This window comes from Paenibacillus andongensis (assembly GCF_025369935.1).
GTDB lineage: Bacteria > Bacillota > Bacilli > Paenibacillales > NBRC-103111 > Paenibacillus_E > Paenibacillus_E andongensis.
The window spans coordinates 2818006-2837588 of record NZ_CP104467.1; the positions used below are offsets into that span (position 1 = coordinate 2818006).

Here is a 19583-nt window from a genome sequence, read left to right on the forward strand (position 1 = left end):
TTCCGCAGGCTTGTTCTACAGCAAAAAAAGTGCATAAATCTTCGGAGGAACCCCTCTACTGCGGGGTTTCTCTTTTTTTGCCTCAATCGTTGTAGACTACAAGAATTGGTCATTGTGCGGAGAACGATGATCATTGTACGATCTGTTCATGCAAAGCAGCGAGATGCTAATGACATGAACGAGAGGTGAGGAAGTTGTCGCAAAGTCGATTGGAACCGATCCAGACAGCGGCACCAGCTGGAGTGGAAAAGGCAAGTAGAGTAAAAAGCTCGTGGGTGCAAGATTGGACCGTCGCGATAAAACGTGACAAATATCTATATATAATGGCAGCGCCTGGTTTATTATTTTTCCTGCTATTTAAATATTTCCCATTGTGGGGACTACTGCTAGCTTTTCAAAACTATTCTCCCTATTTAGGCTTTTGGGGTAGCGAATGGGTAGGCCTGAAATACTTCAACGAGTTTTTCACCAATCCCGATTTTATGCAATTGTTCCGAAATACGATGGCGATCAGCCTGTTGAACATCATTTTTTTCTTCCCGATTCCGATCATTGTGGCGCTGCTGCTGAACGAGGTGCGTAAGCTCGCTTTCAAAAAAATCGTGCAAACCGTCATTTACTTGCCGCACTTTCTTTCCTGGGTCATCATTGTGGGGATTTGCTTTCTGATCTTCGGCCAAGGCAGCGGAGTCATTAACCAACTGATTGTAGAGTCCGGGGGACAAAAGATCGAGTTCATGACGGAACCGAACTTATTCTGGGGTATGCTGACCGCACAAAGTATCTGGAAAGAAGCCGGTTGGGGGACCATCATTTTTCTTGCCGCTCTTGCTGGCATTAACTCGGAGCTATATGAAGCTGCGCAAATCGACGGTGCTAGTCGCTGGCAGCAAGCGATGAATGTGACACTTCCCGGTATTAAAAGCACGATCATCGTCCTGCTCATCCTGCGCTTGGGACAAGTGATGGACGTAGGCTTTGAACAAATTTACTTAATGATGAGTGGGCCGGTTGCGCATCTCGCCGATGTTTTCGATACGTATGCGTATCGTGTCGGTATTCAGCAAGGAAGATTCGGGTATGCGACGGTTGCCGGACTTTTCAAATCGGTGGTAGGACTCATCCTGGTCGTAATGTCCAACCGCTTGGCCAAAAGATTCGGAGAGGAGGGACTCTACTAACATGAATAAAAGCTTCGGCGTGAAATTCTTTACTGCGATCAACTACGCTGTGTTAACGATATTTGCGCTTGTGACCTTGCTGCCATTTCTGTATGTCATACTCGTATCTTTTACCGATCCGACAGAGTATTTGAGCAAGTCAATCGTATTAATACCGCAAACATGGAGTCTCTCTGCTTACGAGTTTATTTTTTCGACCAATGCGTTCTTGAAAGCTATGGGGGTCAGCGGGTTTCTAGCGGTCTTCGGTACTGTTTTGAGCTTAATCGTTACGAGTGCACTCGCCTATGTCCTATCGCGTAAAAGGCTGAAAGGAAAGAAATTTTTCTTAGTCGCGATTTTGCTGACCATGCTTTTTAACCCAGGTATGATTCCAAACTATCTACTTGTGGATAGTCTTGGCTTGATGGATTCGGTATGGGCACTCTTATTGCCCGCATTGACTAGCGCATGGTATGTCTTTTTGATGAAAAACTTTTATCAGGAAATACCGGATGAACTGGAGGAAGCGGCCAAAATCGATGGATGTTCCGATATCGGCGTCTTTATCCGTATCATGCTGCCTGTATCCGTTTCGGCGCTAGCGGCATTCGGCTTGTTTTATGCGGTAGCTTACTGGAATACGTACTTCAGTGGCGTTCTCTACATTAATACGGATACGCTCAGACCGCTGCAGGTTCTGCTGCAAATGATGCTGGTTTCGGCTTCACAAATGGCGGACCCGTCCATTGCCGCAATGCTGGAGAGTGAGCAGACGGTACCTCCGCAGGTGATCAAAATGGCCGCAGTCGTTATTTCATCGCTTCCGATCGTCATCGTGTATCCATTTCTGCAAAAATATTTTGTCAAAGGCATGATGGTTGGCTCCGTGAAAGGATAACGGTGAATGGCTCTGAAAGGGGTGATGCTGGCTTAAACGCACAGCAGAAGTTTTAAGTATAAAGATATGATTTCTGGGAGGTCCTCACATGAAACCAATGGTAAAAAAATTGGCTGTTGTTATGACAGCGGCTGCGCTTACTGCATCCTTGGCGGCTTGCGGCAGCGCATCAAATGAAGGTCAAAAGGCAGGCAGCACAGCAAGCAGCAAGCCTGCGAAACCGACGGATATTTCGATTACGACGCTGGCCTTCGCCGCAGCTCCAACGGGTGAACTGGAAGCGGTTAAAAAGCTGAATGAGAAATTAAACGTCAACCTGAAGCTGAGTTGGATTCCATCCGCTCAAATTTCGGAAAAATTAAATGCCCTGCTCGCGTCCAGAGATTTGCCGGATGTGCTCTTCATCGAGGATTTCAATTCAACGCCTGCCTTCTTGAATGCAATCGATCAAGGCGCTTTCTGGGAATTAACGGATTATGTTAAAAATTACCCGAACTTGGCCAAATATCCGGAGAATGTGTACAAAAACGCATCGCTCAAAGGAAAGCTTTACTCGCTGCCTCGCGTCAGACCGCTGGACGGTCATGAATCGCTGCTAATCCGCAAAGATTGGCTGGATAAGCTCGGCTTGCAGCCGCCGAAAACAATGGATGAGCTTTACAATGTGCTTGACGCATTCGCGAAGAAAGATCCGGACGGCAATGGCGCTGCGGACACATACGGCGCTGTATTTCCTGGATCTCCTGGACCGTCCAGCTATTTGTTGTCGCTTTTCGGAACAGGAACAAAGTGGAAGGAAGAGAATGGAGGCCTGATTCCATATTGGTGGACGCCGCAAGCGAAAGAGGCGCTAATTAATTGGAACAAAGTTTACAAATCTGGCGGCATATTGCCTGACTTCCCTGTGCTCAAGACAGCACAAATCAAAGACATGCTCGTGCAAGGGAAGGCAGGACTTGCCATCGCTAACGTTGTTGATGCTTACAAATACAATGTCGAGCTGCAAAAGACGAATCCTAAAGCCAATCTGGTTGCTTTTGAGCTTCCGAAAGCGGCCGACGGTAAAGCCTATTACGAGCAAGCGAGCGGCTTTTACGGTCAATTCCTGATCAATAAGAAATCTGTAGATGAGGCGAAGCTGAAGAAAATTCTTGAAGTTTACGATTACACAGCTTCTGTAGAAGGTTACAACCTGGCAGTGTACGGTATTCAAGACGTTGATTACAAATTAAAGCCTGATGGCTTTGTAGAGCAAACGGAAGAAGGCAAGAAAAAAGGATATTCAGGCGATACGACCGGCCAATGGGTGACGGGTACTTTTGATAAATACCTGAGAGCGAAAGTATCGGGCATTCCGAGCGACGTATTTGAAGCAAATAAAAAGTTGATTGACTCGATCAGCTCCATCCCGGATCCTACGTATGGCTTGATGAATTCAGCTCCATTTAAAGAAAAAGGTGCGGACTGGAACAAGAAACTTAACGACATGCTCACTAACGTGATTATCGGCAAGAATTCTATAGAAGATTGGGATAAATTCGTAAAAACGTACAAAGACGACCCAAGCTTCCAACAGCACGTCAAAGAAACGAGTGACTTCTTTAAAGAGAAGAACAAGAAATAATCGCAGCATCGCAGACCCGACTATGACATCTTTATTGGCGTCGTCGGGTTTTGTTCTCTACTTTCATAAAAAAACGAGATGGTTCAAATATCGTCGATATACAAATTCCGTGATATGTCTTACATTTTAATTGTTTTTATATTAATTTCTAGCGAGGTGAAGTTAATGAAGAAAGTAAGTGTGCTGTTAGCTGTCAGTTTAATTTTTAGCCTGGTTGGATCGTACATTCCCTTTTATGAAAACGCTATCCTTAAGGCAGAGGCTGCAGCGGTGAATCAGATGACGAATGGAAGCTTCGAGCAGACAACCACAACAACGGATGCCGCCTGGAGCGGTGTCACAAGTCCTGTCCCTGTTGGCTGGGGGTTATGGATTCCAACCGGGAGCGGGAAAGCTCCGAATAAAACGGTGAATGTCATGCTGGATTCAAACACGTATCATGAAGGAAGTAAGTCCATTTTGTTCGATGCCTTTGCAACAAGCCGAGTATCTGTGAATCAAAGCGTCACGACGGTAACGGCCGGTAAATCTTACAGACTTAAAGTGTGGGTGAAAACCGACAACGTAACGGGTATTGGGGCGTACTTCAGAACGCAATACTATAACACGAGTAAAGTTGGAGACGGTCCTGCATCTGCCAAGTTGTTAGGTACGAAGGATTGGACTTTGCAGCAAGTATTTATGACGATACCAGCGGGCGTCACGAAGTTGGTTATTGAACCTTTCCTTGAAACGGGAAAAGGAAAAGTATGGTTTGACGATATAAGTTTGGAGGAATATGACGGGATTACAGGCATTGCTTTAGATCAAACGGCCTTTTCCATGGCCAAAGCTGCATCGGTTACGATTACACCTACATTCACACCAGTGACCGCAGCGGACAAAACAGTTGTCTGGAGCTCCAGCGATCCGAGTGTAGCAACCGTGGACAGTAATGGAAAAGTAACCGGAGAAGGGTTAGGTTCAGCTACGATTATGGTCTCAACACCAGATGGAACAATAAAAGCTCAGTGTCTTGTTAACGTAGAATCTGCTGCAACGATGCAATCGTACAGCGATCTTCGTCTGAAATGGTACGGCAAATTAACCGGCGGTACCTCGTACAATGCGGCTGATCCGGATATTGCTGCTAACCTATCTAAGTTAGCGGATAGTGTATCGAATGGTAATATGACCGGGCATTGGGATACGCTCAATAAAGCTGCGGGCCGTACTAATTTGTGGAACGATCTGTCCAGCACGACAGATTCGGCTCAAATATCTAGTGCATTTGGCAGGCTGAAAGCTATGGCGCTCGCTTATTCTCTACAGGGCTCAAGCCTGTATCAGAATACGGCGCTGCGGGATGACATCATCAGCACTTTGGACTGGATGTATGCGAACCGTTACAATGAAACCAAAAATGAGTACGGTAACTGGTGGGATTGGGAAATCGGAGCGCCGCAAATTCTGAACGATACCCTAGTGTTGATGTTCGCCAATTTGACACCGGCACAAATAAGCAAGTATATCAAAGCCATTGATCGATTCGTTCCGGATCCGAAGAAGAGAACGCTCAACAACGTGACGGAAACTGGAGCTAACCTGCTCGACAAAGCATTGGTCGTTACGATGCGCGGTGTGATCGGAAACAGCAGCGCGAAGATCAAGCAAGGGCTTGATTCCATCGGGCCGGAATTTGTTTACACGGATCATGGTGACGGTGTTTATAAGGACGGTTCGCTTGTTCAACATACCAACATCGCCTACACAGCAGGATACGGAGCAGTATGGCTTAACCGTGCGGCCGATATGACGTTTTTGTTGAACGGTTCGCCTTGGCCGGTGACGGATCCTAACGTGAATCATGTGTACGATTGGGTATCAGATACGTTTGAACCTGTTATTTATAAAGGACTCTTTATGGATATGGTGAACGGCAGAGGAATTTCCAGACAAAGCTCGGGAAGCGCTAGAGGCACAATCGTTACTTTGCTTCGTTTAGCCGAGGGTGCACCTGCGGATGTAGCTTTATCAATTAAGCGAATGGCCAAAGAATGGATTCTGTCGGATACGACATATGCCAATTATTACGACGGATTACCGATTTATGAGCTGTCTTTAGTCAAGCAATTGATGAACGATCCTTCGATCCAGCCTCGTGGAGAATTGCTGAAAAACCAAGTGTTTGCTGGTATGGACAGAGTTGTTCATTTACGTGAAGGATATGGTTTCGGGCTCAGTCTGTTCTCCAACCGCATCTCTGCCTTTGAAAAGGGCAATAACGAGAACTTAAAGGGCTGGTATACGGGCATCGGAATGACGTTTTTATATGACCAAGATCTTACCCAGTACCGCAACGATTTCTGGCCAACTGTGGATTCATTCCGGCTGCCTGGCACGACAACGGATGGCTCAGGGAAAGGGACAACTCCCGTCGAATGGAAAAGTTATATGAATCCGAAGACTTGGGTCGGCGGCTCTTCCATCGATAACCTTTACGGTGCAGCGGGTATGGATTTCTCGCTTGCCCAATCAACAGGAAGCAATCTGCAGGGCAAAAAATCATGGTTTATGTTCGATGACGAAATCGTCGCATTGGGTGCCGGTATTTCGAGCACGACAGCCGGTCCGCAGCCGGTGGAGACCATTATCGATAACCGCAAGCTGAACGATGCGGGAGATAACGCACTCACGATTAACGGAACCGTAAAGTCGGGTGAGCTCGGCTGGTCGGAAACGATGGGTGACGTGAAGTGGGCTCACTTGGCCGGAAACGCGCCGGGTACCGACATTGGCTATTATTTCCCTGAGGCTTCTAATGTGTATGGTTTACGCGAAGCGAGAACCGGTGCCTGGAAAGATATTAATAGCGGACAATCGGCTTCCCCGGTCACTCGAAATTATGTAAGTTTGGCCTTTGAACATGGGGCAACGCCTTCGAATGCATCTTATTCCTATGTCATTCTGCCTCATAAAAATACGGCGGATACAGCGCTTTATAGCAGCGATCCTAATGTTGAGGTGCTGAGCAATACAACGGATGTGCATGCGGTTAGAGAGAAGAAGCTTGGCATTACTGCGGCGAATTTCTGGAATCCGGCATCGGTTGATTTCATTTCCGCGCAAAATCCGGCATCCGTGATGGTGAAGGAAACAGAAAGCGAATTGACCGTAGCCGTATCCGATCCGACGCAGCAGCAAAGCACGATTGCGCTTGAACTGAACAAGGCGGGATTGACACTAGTTCGCGCCGATGACACGGTTGCGGTTCTGCAGACGATACCTTCCTTAAAGCTGAATATTACGGTCACAGGATCTTTCGGCAAAACGCATGTCGTTACGTTCAAGAAAGATACAGCAGCGCCGGTTACGACAACGAATGCGAAGTCTGATTGGCAGCGTACTGCACAATCGGTGACATTGACGGCAAACGATGAAGTCAGCGGTGTGCAGAAGACGTTTTACAGTTTGGATGGTGGCGCCTTTGTGGAAGGGAACAACATCGTTGTTGCTGAAGAGGGCATACATCAAATTCAGTATTACAGCATCGATCATGCAGGAAACCAAGAAGCAACTAAAACGGCAGCAATCAAAATCGATTCAGCAGGTCCCGTTATCGTTCCTACAGTTACCATGGACGTATATTGGACAGATGGCGGCAGCCTGCAATTCGATATCACCGATCCGGTGAGCGGTGTCGCTAGTGAGTCACTTCTGTTGGATAGTGTTCCAATAAGCCGACCCTATTCGTTTAGTCCGTTATCACTTAGCATTGGCGAACATGCGGTGAAAGTAAAAGCGGTTGATGCGGCTGGGAACGAAACTACCGCAACATATTTGCTAAAAGTACGGATGGATGCCGATCATTTGGACGAAGCTGTTCGTTACGCTTATCAACAAGGCTGGATCACCAATCAGGGCATATTGAACAGCTTGCTTTCGAAGATAGAAAAGATTCAACGGAATGATGATGACAGTCAAAAGAAAAATGACTGGAAAGATCTAGAGAATCACATTCGAGCACAATCCGGCAAAAAGATTGACTCCGTGTTTGCGGAACTTTTATTACAAGCCATTGCACAGTGTAAATCCTAACAGCTGTTGAGAAACGTGAACCCAACTTTGTCCATTTGGACGAAGTTGGGTTTTGCTTGATGTGAGGGGGAGAGCAAAGCTTACTACCTCCTGATGTTTAGTATTCTGATCTGAGGGAGAAATGGGAATGGGCCCCAACAATTGGGCCCCAATACAGGCCATTTCGCAACAACTGTGTTCGAAATCGCTGGAGATTTCAAGAAAATAAGAAAATAATCAGGCATCCAACCAGATGTGCTATGATATTTTACATCTAGGGGTGAATCCCTATTCCACAATGTGATGCGAGGTCGAGTACTGATGAACCGATTCAGAAAACCATGGAGAACGTCTACTACGCTCTACATTCTGCTGTTTACGATGGTGGTGCTGCCAATATTGACGATAAGCGTTACTATTCTGCAGGTATACAAGAGAGATCTTATCCAGCAGACAACGGATCGAACGCTTCAGACGCTTCATGCGGTTAAATACTCCATCGAGCAGGAAATAAATAATGTGGTAACCTTCTCGGCCGCTGTCGGTATGGATGCGGAAGTTCTGGAGACTGCGACTTTGCTGCATGAATCAGCCTTGGATAATAGGCAGCCTTATTCCATTGATTTATCGAAAGCTCTGGGGAAATACAGCTCGTCCATGTCAGGCAGGGTACAGTCGATCAATTTCTTTTATAAAGACGGAGGCGTTTATTCGTACTTAAAAGATTTAGCAATAGATGACAACATTCTACGCAAAATGGATTGGTACAAGACGACGATCACCGAACAGGATCACGTTCATTTCATTGGCAAACAAAAAGGCGCGCTATACGATTCACAAGAATCTACGAGCATTGTAACCACAATTTCGCCGAGTTATTTTCAAATGCTGCATGGGATTGATTTCATATATTTTGTGTTTAGTCGGGATCATTTCGAGAAAATGCTGTGGCAAAATCCAATCAGCGGATCATCGGCATTCCGCATCGTAACGACGGATGGCGACGTTATCGCCTCCAGCTATAACTTACCGGCAAACGAGCAAGGGATGGATACTTCGCTAATCAGCCGCATCAACTCGCAGCGCGATGGCAACTTCGTGGACACGATACATGGGCAGAAGATGCTGGTTGCTTTTGCAACGGTGGACACTGCGAACTGGAAAATCGTGTATCAAATTCCATACAGCGAGTTGACGGCTAATTACAGCACTATTTATCGATTAGTCCTTTTCGCAACTTTCGTCGTTATCGTCGTATTCCTGATCATTTCTTTTTACCTAGTTCATAATTTAATGAAGCCTATCCATGTGTTAGTGGTGAAAATGTCGCGCGTCATGGACGGGAATCTCAATGTGAAGATCGAGGCTTCCGGCAGCGCAGAAACGATCACACTGGGGCTCACGTTTAACCATATGATGGACCAAATCAAGCTGCTTATTAATCAGACCGAACAGCAGGAGAAAGCGAAGCAGAAGGCGGAATTCGCTGCGATGCAATCGCAAATTAATCCGCATTTTCTAATTAATACACTCAATTCCATTAAACTGATGGCGATCATTAGCCGAGTTGACAACATCCGTAATATGACTCAGGCGCTGATCCGGTTGGTATCTTCCTCCTTTAATCGCGGAGGCAGTTTGACGCTGCTTGCCGATGAAATTGAGAACTTAAAACAGTACATTTTCATTATGGAAACACGTTACGGTAATAAATTTGAGGTGAAATGGGAAGTTGATGAATCAGCAACCTCGTTCTATGTTTTGAAGCTGCTGCTTCAACCGATTCTTGAAAATGCAATTACGCACGGTTTGGTTAGTAAAGAGACGAATGGAACAATTACGATTGCTATCCAAAAGGTGGACCAACAGCTTTGCATTATCATTGCAGATGACGGTGTAGGCATCTCGGACGAGCAGATCGAGAAGCTGCAGGACCCTGATCAGGATTATACGTTCAGTGGTATGGGCATTCTTAACGTGCATCATCGCATTGGGCTGCATTACGGACAAGACTATGGCGTAGCCATAAAGCGGTTGGAACCGTCGGGCACGAAGGTGGAAATTACACTTCCAATCATCCGAAGTCAGGAAGAAGATCGAATCGTTAGTTCAAAATAGATCAAGTAATGGGCAAAATCGATCATTCGGCTGCGTTAAACTATCGTTTATGATAAATACAAGGTACAAACAACCTAATCGATACCAGGTGGAGGGTCAATGCGATGAGCAATAGAAAATGGGTAAGTTCCTTGGCTTTGGCAGGGGTAGTGGCCATGACGGCTTTGACAGGGTGCGGCGGTACAAAGACAGTATCAACGCCTGCAAGCACAGCGCCAGAAGCGACGAAAGAAGCAGCACAGACGGCTAAGCCAACTCAACCGGTGAAGCTGAAACTCGCCATGTGGGACACGAAAGTTGATTTTGAGTATTGGACAGAGAAGGCGAAAGAGTATTCCAAGCTAAAGCCGAATGTAACTGTTGAAGTGGAAAAGGTGCCTGACAACGGAGGGCAATACTTGAAGGTTAGGTTGGCGGCAAACGATTTGCCGGATCTGATGTATCTAAAGCCGAGCCACATGCAAATCTACAAGCAGGCGCTGCTGCCTCTGGATGATTCGAATGCGGCCAAAATCAACAAATTTCCGACTAAAATTGATGGCAAAGTATTGGGTCTTCCTCTCATCTCGTTCTCTGAATTTGTTTATTTCCATCCAAGTATATTCAAAGAGTTGGGCTTGGAAATTCCGAAAACGTTTCCAGAATTCATTACTACACTGGATAAGATCAAAACGAATAGTAAATACACACCAATTTCCATTGGTGGCAAAGATGATTGGACATTCTATCCATTGATGGAGTTCGGCCCGCATGTTTTATCTGGCGATGAGAATTATTTGGTGAATCTGGCGAAAAATCCTGCGCCATTTGGAGAAGGCAGCACTTTTGATAAAGTAGGTAAGGCGATTAAGGAAATTGCCGATAAGAAATACGCAGGTCCTGATGCGCTGTCGGTTTCGTTCGACCAGTCTACACAGTCCTTCGAAGCGAAGAAGTCGGCTATGATTGCGCTTGGCCAGTGGTACTATCCATCTTACATGGAGAAAGTGAAGACGGATGATGATCTGGGCGTGTTCCCGCTTCCTTTCCGTGATTCGACGAGTAGCGATCTGAAAGCGATGATGATGTCTGATATGAACATCGGTATTAATAAAAACACCAAAAACGCCGAAGAAGCCAAAGCATTCATGGATTGGATGTTCAGCAAAGAGATCTACTCAGGTTTAGTTAATAAAGTACAGCAATTCTCCACGGTTAATGACATCACTGCGGATCTTCCGTTCTTCAACAAATGGACAACGGCTAATCCTTCTAAACCGTTTGTGTATTATGGAACAGATGAGGCCTATGCAAAAGTGAGTGCCGCAGCACAATTCGATCCGAAGAAAGCCGCACAAAGCATTTTTGCTGGCAAACCGATCGATGCCGTAGAAAAAGAACTTAACGAAAAATGGAAGAAAGCTATCGACACAGCTGCGAAGTAATGACCAATGAGGGGTACTATTTGAGCAAGTCGGAATAGTACCCTTTTTATATCAACTGAAGGCCTAGGAGTGAGTAGAGATGAGTTATACCTTGCAGAAGAAAGTCATCATATGGTCGTTTTTGTTCATTCCCGTTGCGCTCATGCTCTTATTCCTCATCTATCCGACATTTCAACTGTTTCGTTATAGTATAACGAATTGGGATGGATACAGTGAGAGCTTGAAGTATATCGGTTTTGAAAATTATAAGAAATTGATTTTTGATTTTCCCGATGCGTGGAAGGCTATTGGCAATAATGGGATATATTTTATCGATCATCTACTTTTCATCCCCATTGAAGTCATGACGGCGGTACTGCTCAATCGCACCATACAGGGAAGCTCGTTTTTTCGTTTCACGGTGCTCATGCCCTATATTATTAATGGGATAGCCGTTGCTTATATGTTTAGCTACATCTATAATCCGGTCAATGGTCCACTCAATGAGCTGCTCAAATGGTTGGGTTTGGAGTCTCTCATTACGGGCTGGTTAAGTAACTTGAGTGTCGTCAATTACTCGCTGGTCGCCGTATCCTTATGGCGCTTTAGCGGTGTTCATATCATTCTGATTCTGGCTGGTTTGCAATCGGTTCCGACGGATCTGTATGAAGCTGCCAAAATGGATGGCGCCGGCTTCTGGAAACAGCTGCGTCATATCGCATTGCCCGGTATTCGGCGCGTAATGGAAATCATTTTATTCCTGAATATCTCCGGTGCGCTGCTGCAATACGATATTCCTTATGTTATGACCGGCGGCGGACCAGGAACTGCCAGTTCTACATTCGGCTTGTTTTCCTTGCAAACAGCGTTTACTTATAACAATTACGGCCTCGCTTCGGCTATGGCAGTCAGTCTTCTGATTTTGATCATCTGCTTCTCGTCTTTGCAAAATTGGCTCATTAAAGATAGGAGCGAGTCTTAATGGAAACATCACTTGCCGCAAGCAAACACCAATTGCTCAGTAATGTCCTGTATTATATACTTTTTATTACGATGTGCTTGATTGTTTTTATACCGATTCTGCTTGTCGTTTTCGGCTCATTGAAGACGAATGCCGAGCTTGGGGTTACTTCGCCATTCTCCCTGCCAAGCAATTTCTTTCATTTCGAGAATTATGTAAAGGCCTTTAACGAGGGTCACATTTTACTTGGTTTGCGCAATACGTTTGTGCTAGTTGTAGTTAGTATGGTGGGTAACGCGTTCCTTGGCACGATGATTGCATTTGTGTTAAATCGTTTTGAGTTTAAGTTGAAAAAAGTGGTGCTTCTGCTGTTCATGATTTCGATGATCATTCCGACATACACAACGGAGATCGCGCGTTTTCAACTGATTCACTCGATGCATCTATACAACACATTGGGGGCTCCGCTGCTCATTTATGTGGGTACAGACATTATGCAAATCTATATTTACATACAGTTTTTGGAGAAAATATCGGCGCAGCTCGATGAAAGCGCAATGATGGATGGCGCTTCGTATTTCCGGATTTTCCGCTCCATTATTTTTCCTCTGCTGCTGCCAGCGACGGCTACGCTAGGTATTCTGAAAAGCGTGACCATCATGAACGATATTTATTTGCAAAACTTATATATGCCGAAAAAAGAGCTGGCGACCTTGCCTACAGCGTTAATGGCTTTTGTCGGTGAACGGACTTCAGATCTAGTAGCTTTATGTGCAGGCATTATTCTTGTCCTTCTGCCCAGTATGCTTTTCTACATCGCCTTTCAACGGTTAATATTTAGAGGCTTGATGGATGGAGCCATTAAAGGTTAGCCGCAAGGCAGCTAGACAGACGAATTTCTATATGAGGGGTAACTACCATGTACAAGATGATGATCGTTGATGATGAACCGTTAGTTCGTTTGGCCTTGCATCATTTGATCGATTGGCAAGCTCTCCATATTGAAATCGTGTGCGAAGCGGGTGACGGTGTCGAGGGTCTCGCGCTTCTTAAGGCCCGTAGCGACATCGACTTGCTGCTAGTTGATATCCAAATGCCGCGAATGAACGGCATAGAGTTATTAAAGGCACTGAATGACCCAGCTTTACCAAAGCGTCCGATTCCAGTTATCCTAAGCGCTTATAGCGACTACAGCTATGTGAGGGAAGCTTTCCTTCTCGGTGCTCTCGACTACATCGTCAAGGTGGATATGGATGAGGAGCATATTAGTCCGGTTATCGCTAAAGCCGTAGAAGAGTTAGTCCGGTTAGGTGGCGTATCGAAGATAGAGGCGAGTGAAGATGAGGACAAGCAGCTAGTCCAAGAATCGGATAAGGAAGCGTTATTACAGAAGCTTCTTGACTTCGATCCGTACGAAGAAGCAGAATCGTTCGAACAATGGCTGTTATCAGTGAGCGGTTTGTTAAATGAAACGAACGAGATGGCGATTGTCATTCAAATAGCACGAGCTATCGATACGACGAAGCTGCATGGTTTTATCCAACAAACGATTCAAACGGTTCTGCATGAAATGTCCATTTTGCATGAAATTGTTCGACGGGAGGCTGGCGAATACGTCTTATTGTGTGTGTTCCCGCATGATCGCAGCGAATCGGCGATTCGTGCCCACATTCATAGCGCGATGACGATGATTCAAACTCGCCTGCTGCAATATGTGAACGCACCTATTTCGGTAGGAATAAGCGATTTGGCAAATGGCTGCAAGCAGTGGCCTCGCCTATACCAGCAGGCTAAGCAGTTGGCAGCGAAAAGTTATTTTGCCGGTTTAGGTAAGCTGTTTTATGGGGAGTCGGCGTCTCACGGTTCAGGTGTGAAAGACAAAGAGGGCCATGCGTTGTGGGAAGACTTGAAAGCAGGGAGGCTTGCATTGCTTCATGCTTTTAAGCAATCTGACGAAAGTCAGTGGGTTCGTGAGTATGAGCAATTGGAGAAACGAATGAATGATGCCAAGCAGGAGCAGCCCGACAGGGTGCGAGCTTTTTTCGTCGATGTGTTGTGGGAGCTCGGCGCTGTTCTCTATGCCAAAGGCAAACGCATAGAGGAGGTACAGCCTGCTTCTCACAATCCATTTGATGAAATTAAACAGATGGAGACGCTGGAGGAAACACAGCAGTATGTCAGACAGTTGTTACAGCGAGCTCATTCCGCTATTCACGGGAATAGCTTATTGAACGAAGCGCGCTATAGTCCTTCTATTGCTAGTGCAAAGAAATTCCTCGATTTGCATTATCGTGAGGAAATTAATCAGTCGCTCATTAGTGAGATGGTGGGCGTGAGCGAAAGCTATTTGAGCAAGCAGTTCGTCAAAGAAGTCGGCTGCAATTTCATTCACTATTTAACGAAGCTGCGTATCGAAGAGGCGAAGCAGCTGCTCGAAAAGGGTATTAAAATTTCCGATATCTCGGAGAGAATCGGATACCTCAACCCCGAGCATTTCAGCCGCATTTTCAAGAAGATGACGGGTTTTAGCCCGAAGGCTTATCGGGAGAGTTTGGGGAGAGAGTAGACGGCCAGCTTGTGGAGAATTTTTTTACCAATGGATCTAAAATACGTGTATTGGGCGGAATTGTTGTACATTTTACAACAATCAATGGAGAAAGACGGGAACTAGGCAGCGATTGTTGCAGATTTTATAACATCATTCAACTGAAATAATCCATGTAGAACTAAAGTGGGTGAATGAATCGAAGATCTCGATTAGGTAATAATTTAAGAGGCTGCCCTCAAAAACCACGAAATGGGTGGAAGGGCAGCCTCTTATTTTCATTTGCAAAAACAGTGCGCCGAGGATCTCTATATGTCTTCATTACGACACTCGATAATAACGAAAGATTCAACTAAAATGTAAATAGGGGAAATCCAATAGCAGAGGAGACACAACACATGCTAAAAGCATTCATTTTCGATATGGATGGCGTCATCATTGATAGCGAGCCGATCCATTTTGATGTAGACGTGCAAACGATGAAACATTTCGGGAAGGCAATTACGCAGGAAGAGCTGGAGAAATTTGTGGGGATGACGAACCCTGAGATGTGGAAGGTCATTAAAGAAGAGTATCAGCTTCAGCAGACGGTTGCCGAGATCATCGAACATCAACTCTCATCTAAAATAACGCTTTTACAAGGCATTCAAATCGAACCGATTGAAGGAATTAGAGAGCTGCTTACATCTCTAAAAAACAATCGAATTCCAATTGGAATCGCATCTTCGTCACCTAGGGTTTTCATTGAGGAAGTGTTGAAAAAGTTCGATCTTGTCAGTTATTTTGATTGCGTGGTGAGTGGCGAGGAAGTCAATCAAGGCAAACCGGCTCCTGATGTATATTTGGAAGCTGCCTCCCTGCTAGGTGTTGACCCAGAGGATTGTGTTGTTGTTGAAGATGCTAAACATGGTGTTGCTGCGGCCAAAGCTGCGGGTATGACCTGTTTTGGCTACGTCAATGAGAACTCGGGCCAGCAGGATTTGTCTAAAGCGGATTTCATTATCCATGCAATTAGTGAGATTAAGGTTGAAAATTTACTGTAAGAAGAATATTTGCATACCTGGAGGGAAATATCTGGGTACAGGACATTGCAGAGTGGATTCATCCACTCTGTTTCTTTTTGTTATATAACATTAAATATATTTCAAAATTGTTATTGCATAAATGTTTTATTTAGTTATACAATATAATATATAAACTCATTCTGTATTGGTACAATGGTTCATATGTTGAAGGGAGAGATGGATATGAGTAGTTTGGCATCGTCGATGGAGTTTGAAAGAAGGAAATTCACAAACCTTCGCGCTTATGATTTTCAGCGGGCTGCAGCAAAACGAGAAGTTCATAAGGAACACGATGAATGCGGTGAAACTTCTCTATATCCATTGTCTCCACTGTCTTTGACACTGTATTATGCCTTTGATCATGATGTGGAAGTGGGATAATTGGCGGACTGCGCAGCTTATAAAATGAAATGAAAGCCTACCGAGTTTTCGGTAGGCTTTTTATTGTTGTAGTATAATAACAAAATTAATTAATTTTATAAAACAGTATTGAACATTATTTTGTAATGTGTTATATATTATATAACGAAAATAATTCTGTATTAATACATTCGAGGAGGAAACAACCATGGATTGTCCAACATGCCAAGGTAATGGAGATTTAGAGGAAATGAGAAGCACGGATGAGCACTTTCACAAAGAGGGGGCGTCCATCCCTTTTGGTCAGGATCGTGTGCTCTGGCCAAATACTTGCCCGATTTGCGGCGGCAGCGGATTTCTAGACGTATCCTTTTAAAAACAAACCACATCAAAAGGAGTGCATAGGATCATGAGCAAACAAAATCAAAGTGAACAACTACAAGCAAGCTGGAATTCCAAGCGATTCGAAGGGGTGTCTCGACCTTATTCAGTAGATGATGTACTTCGCCTTCGTGGCTCCGTAATGATTGAACAGACATTGGCTAAGCAGGGAGCTCGCAAATTCTGGGAGCGGGTTAACGAAGAGGACTTTGTGCCTGCACTTGGCGCTCTAACGGGAAATCAAGCTGTGCAGCAAGCAAAAGCAGGACTTAAAGCAATTTATTTGAGCGGTTGGCAAGTTGCCGCCGATGCGAACTTATCCGGTCATATGTATCCCGATCAAAGTCTTTATCCAGCTAACAGCGTACCTAGCGTTGTGAAAAGAATTAATCAGGCGCTGCAGCGCGCCGATCAGATCCAGCATGCGGAAGGCAAGGGAAGCATTGACTTCTTTCTCCCCATTGTGGCAGACGCAGAAGCTGGATTCGGAGGACCGCTTAATGTGTTCGAGCTGATGAAGGGCATGATTGAGGCAGGAGCCGCTGCTGTCCATTTCGAGGATCAACTCTCCTCCGAAAAGAAATGCGGCCATTTGGGCGGCAAAGTGCTGCTGCCAACGCAGCAATCCGTAAAAAACCTAATCGCAGCAAGGCTGGCAGCCGATGTGATGGGCGTGGAGACTGTGCTAATCGCCCGAACAGATGCGAATGCAGCAAGTCTCCTGACGAGCGACATAGATGAAAACGATCGACCGTTTCTAACTGGCGAGCGTTCTCCCGAAGGATTCTTCTATGTACATGCAGGCTTGGATCAAGCAATCTCACGCGGTTTGGCCTATGCCCCTTATGCGGATATGGTCTGGTGTGAAACCTCGGAGCCAAACCTAGAGGAAGCAAAACGCTTTGCTGAAGCGATTCACGAGAAATTTCCAGGCAAACTGCTCGCCTATAACTGCTCTCCTTCATTTAACTGGAAGAAGAAGTTAGATGAACCTACGATTGCAAAATTTCAACAAGAACTAGGTAAGCTGGGCTATAAGTTCCAGTTCGTGACCTTGGCTGGCTTTCATGCTTTGAATCACAGTATGTTTGAACTGGCTCACGATTATAGAGATCGTGGAATGGCTGCATACTCTCAGTTCCAGCAAACGGAATTCGCTAGTGAATCTCGCGGTTATGAAGCGACACGCCATCAGCGCGAAGTTGGAACAGGCTATTTCGACGAAGTTTCCCAAGTTATTACCAGCGGTACTTCTTCTACTACTGCGCTTTCCGGCTCTACAGAAGAGGAGCAATTTGCCCATTAAAAGCGAGACTGGAAGGTCTAAGGAGATGAGGATATTGATCGATCAAACCATGCTTAGGGGAATTGAAATCGAACCGACTTCTACGGAGGGGCAGAAGATTCTCACCCCAGAAGCACTAGCATTCGTAGCGCTGCTTGAACGCACATTTGGAGCAAAACGCCTTGAGCTATTGCAGCAACGCAACCTGAGGCAGAGTCGTATTGATGCAGGCGAGCTGCCGGACTTTTTACCGGTAACAGCAAAAATACGCAGCAGCGATTGGAGCATAGCACCGATCCCTGCGGATTTGCAAGATCGGCGCGTCGAGATAACAGGTCCAGCTGGCGACCGTAAGATGGTTATTAACGCGTTCAACTCAGGTGCTTACGTCTACATGGCAGATTTCGAGGACGCTAACTCGCCAACGTGGAACAATACGATCGACGGTCAAGTGAATTTGTACGATGCGGTTCGGCGAACGATCACTTTCACCAGTCCGGAAGGGAAAAGCTACAATCTTCAAGCTCAGACAGCAGTGCTCAAAGTTCGTCCTCGTGGTTGGCACTTGGAAGAGAAGCATATGCAGGTTGATGGGCACTCTGTTTCAGGTTCGTTATTTGATTTTGGCTTATTCTTTTTCCATAATGCAAAGGTACTGATTGAGCAAGGAAGCGGACCCTATTTTTACTTGCCTAAGCAAGAGAGCCATTTGGAGGCACGTCTTTGGAATGAAGTGTTCCTATTTGCGCAGCAGGAGCTGGGCATTCCGCAAGGCACCATTAAAGCTACGGTACTCATCGAGACCATCGTCGCTGCCTTTGAAATGGATGAAATTTTGTATGAACTTCGCGAGCATAGCGCTGGGCTGAATTGCGGACGTTGGGATTATATCTTCAGTTATATTAAAAAGCTGCAGAAGCAGCCGCACGTCATCGTTCCCGATCGCGCTCTCGTTACGATGGAATCGCCATTCATGAAAGCTTATTCGCTGCTCGCCATCCAGACTTGTCATAAGCGTAATGCGCCTTGCATTGGAGGCATGGCCGCACAAATTCCGGTGAGGAATGATCCTGCGGCAAACGAAGAGGCAATGGCGAAAGTAAGAGCAGATAAGCTGCGAGAGGTGAGAAATGGTCACGATGGCACATGGGTGGCTCATCCTGGATTAGTCCCTGTGGCTAAAGCGATTTTCGATGAGCATATGCCTTCAGCGAATCAAATTGATAAGCAGCTATCTGGCATCGAAATAACCGCTGAGCAATTGCTAGAGGTGCCGCTCGGGCCGATAACAGAGAATGGGATTCGGACGAACGTCAGCGTCGGCATTCAATATTTGGAAGCCTGGCTGCGTGGTTTCGGGGCCGTACCGATCAACAATTTGATGGAAGACGTGGCCACAGCGGAGATATCACGTGCGCAGCTTTGGCAGTGGATCCACCATCCACTAGGGATTTTGGATGATGGACGTAAAGTAACGGCAGACCTATTTCAACAGATTCAAGTTGAAGAATTGGCAAAGATTAAAGAAAAGCTTGGGGAAGAGGCATTCCAGCAAATGAAGTTTGACCTAGCGAATGTGCTTTTTACCCAGATGACGGTTTCACCTGAATTTGAAGCTTTTTTAACCGAACAAGGGTATCGGTATTTGTGATTGAAGTAATTGGAGACAGGGCCTTTCTGAGGCTTCTGTCTTTTTTTAGTTGAATATACTATAATTATTTCAAT

At 45.6% G+C, this 19583-nt stretch carries 14 protein-coding genes; all 14 read left to right on the forward strand.

Annotated features, from left to right (window positions below; translation table 11 throughout):
- The first annotated feature begins 194 nt into the window (after nucleotides 1-194).
- The 14 genes from NYR53_RS12340 (at nucleotide 195) to aceB (ending at nucleotide 19509) form a co-directional block, all read left to right on the forward strand.
- Nucleotides 195-1181 carry an ABC transporter permease gene (locus NYR53_RS12340; protein WP_261305442.1) on the forward strand — a complete coding sequence of 329 codons (987 nt, stop codon included), beginning with the start codon at nucleotides 195-197 and terminating at the stop codon, nucleotides 1179-1181.
- A 1-nt stretch (nucleotide 1182) separates the two neighbouring features.
- Complete coding sequence (locus tag NYR53_RS12345; RefSeq protein WP_261305443.1) at nucleotides 1183-2061, forward strand: carbohydrate ABC transporter permease; 879 nt, start codon at nucleotides 1183-1185, stop codon at nucleotides 2059-2061.
- A gap of 88 nt (nucleotides 2062-2149) precedes the next feature.
- Nucleotides 2150-3685 carry an extracellular solute-binding protein gene (locus tag NYR53_RS12350; protein WP_261305444.1) on the forward strand — a complete coding sequence of 512 codons (1536 nt, stop codon included), beginning with the start codon at nucleotides 2150-2152 and terminating at the stop codon, nucleotides 3683-3685.
- A gap of 165 nt (nucleotides 3686-3850) precedes the next feature.
- Nucleotides 3851-7762, forward strand: coding sequence for a polysaccharide lyase family 8 super-sandwich domain-containing protein (locus NYR53_RS12355; protein ID WP_261305445.1), 3912 nt, complete (start codon nucleotides 3851-3853; stop codon nucleotides 7760-7762).
- A gap of 300 nt (nucleotides 7763-8062) precedes the next feature.
- A complete protein-coding gene (locus tag NYR53_RS12360) occupies nucleotides 8063-9859 on the forward strand; it encodes a cache domain-containing sensor histidine kinase (protein ID WP_261305446.1) in 1797 nt (598 codons plus the stop codon).
- Nucleotides 9860-9963: 104 nt separating this feature from the next.
- Nucleotides 9964-11283: an ABC transporter substrate-binding protein gene (locus NYR53_RS12365; protein ID WP_261305447.1), complete on the forward strand. Its 1320-nt coding sequence runs from the start codon at nucleotides 9964-9966 to the stop codon at nucleotides 11281-11283.
- Nucleotides 11284-11362: 79 nt separating this feature from the next.
- A complete protein-coding gene (locus NYR53_RS12370) occupies nucleotides 11363-12244 on the forward strand; it encodes a carbohydrate ABC transporter permease (RefSeq protein WP_261305448.1) in 882 nt (293 codons plus the stop codon).
- Nucleotides 12244-13095: a carbohydrate ABC transporter permease gene (locus tag NYR53_RS12375; RefSeq protein WP_261305449.1), complete on the forward strand. Its 852-nt coding sequence runs from the start codon at nucleotides 12244-12246 to the stop codon at nucleotides 13093-13095. Before NYR53_RS12370 ends, NYR53_RS12375 begins: the two co-directional genes overlap by 1 nt.
- A gap of 47 nt (nucleotides 13096-13142) precedes the next feature.
- Nucleotides 13143-14789 (forward strand): helix-turn-helix domain-containing protein, encoded by a 1647-nt coding sequence (locus tag NYR53_RS12380; protein WP_261305450.1) that lies wholly within the window; start codon nucleotides 13143-13145, stop codon nucleotides 14787-14789.
- Between the two features lie 377 nt (nucleotides 14790-15166).
- On the forward strand, nucleotides 15167-15811 hold the full coding sequence (locus NYR53_RS12385; RefSeq protein ID WP_261305451.1) for an HAD family hydrolase: 645 nt from the start codon (nucleotides 15167-15169) through the stop codon (nucleotides 15809-15811).
- A gap of 204 nt (nucleotides 15812-16015) precedes the next feature.
- Complete coding sequence (locus NYR53_RS12390) at nucleotides 16016-16213, forward strand: hypothetical protein (RefSeq protein WP_261305452.1); 198 nt, start codon at nucleotides 16016-16018, stop codon at nucleotides 16211-16213.
- 187 nt (nucleotides 16214-16400) lie between these two features.
- Nucleotides 16401-16568 carry a hypothetical protein gene (locus tag NYR53_RS12395; RefSeq protein ID WP_154669581.1) on the forward strand — a complete coding sequence of 56 codons (168 nt, stop codon included), beginning with the start codon at nucleotides 16401-16403 and terminating at the stop codon, nucleotides 16566-16568.
- A 33-nt stretch (nucleotides 16569-16601) separates the two neighbouring features.
- A complete protein-coding gene (aceA, locus tag NYR53_RS12400) occupies nucleotides 16602-17879 on the forward strand; it encodes an isocitrate lyase (protein ID WP_261305453.1) in 1278 nt (425 codons plus the stop codon).
- Nucleotides 17880-17928: 49 nt separating this feature from the next.
- A complete protein-coding gene (aceB, locus tag NYR53_RS12405; protein WP_261306345.1) occupies nucleotides 17929-19509 on the forward strand; it encodes a malate synthase A in 1581 nt (526 codons plus the stop codon).
- The last annotated feature ends 74 nt before the right edge of the window (nucleotides 19510-19583 follow it).

What these genes read in the sequence shown, in the direction of transcription:
- NYR53_RS12360 (WP_261305446.1), top strand. Translation starts at nt 8,063, where the DNA reads ATGAACCGATTCAGAAAACCATGGAGAACGTCTACTACGCTCTACATT.
- NYR53_RS12395 (WP_154669581.1), top strand. Translation starts at nt 16,401, where the DNA reads ATGGATTGTCCAACATGCCAAGGTAATGGAGATTTAGAGGAAATGAGA.
- NYR53_RS12365 (WP_261305447.1), top strand. Translation starts at nt 9,964, where the DNA reads ATGAGCAATAGAAAATGGGTAAGTTCCTTGGCTTTGGCAGGGGTAGTG.
- NYR53_RS12355 (WP_261305445.1), top strand. Translation starts at nt 3,851, where the DNA reads ATGAAGAAAGTAAGTGTGCTGTTAGCTGTCAGTTTAATTTTTAGCCTG.
- NYR53_RS12350 (WP_261305444.1), top strand. Translation starts at nt 2,150, where the DNA reads ATGAAACCAATGGTAAAAAAATTGGCTGTTGTTATGACAGCGGCTGCG.
- NYR53_RS12380 (WP_261305450.1), top strand. Translation starts at nt 13,143, where the DNA reads ATGTACAAGATGATGATCGTTGATGATGAACCGTTAGTTCGTTTGGCC.
- NYR53_RS12390 (WP_261305452.1), top strand. Translation starts at nt 16,016, where the DNA reads ATGAGTAGTTTGGCATCGTCGATGGAGTTTGAAAGAAGGAAATTCACA.
- NYR53_RS12345 (WP_261305443.1), top strand. Translation starts at nt 1,183, where the DNA reads ATGAATAAAAGCTTCGGCGTGAAATTCTTTACTGCGATCAACTACGCT.
- NYR53_RS12370 (WP_261305448.1), top strand. Translation starts at nt 11,363, where the DNA reads ATGAGTTATACCTTGCAGAAGAAAGTCATCATATGGTCGTTTTTGTTC.
- NYR53_RS12385 (WP_261305451.1), top strand. Translation starts at nt 15,167, where the DNA reads ATGCTAAAAGCATTCATTTTCGATATGGATGGCGTCATCATTGATAGC.
- aceB (WP_261306345.1), top strand. Translation starts at nt 17,929, where the DNA reads ATGCTTAGGGGAATTGAAATCGAACCGACTTCTACGGAGGGGCAGAAG.
- aceA (WP_261305453.1), top strand. Translation starts at nt 16,602, where the DNA reads ATGAGCAAACAAAATCAAAGTGAACAACTACAAGCAAGCTGGAATTCC.
- NYR53_RS12375 (WP_261305449.1), top strand. Translation starts at nt 12,244, where the DNA reads ATGGAAACATCACTTGCCGCAAGCAAACACCAATTGCTCAGTAATGTC.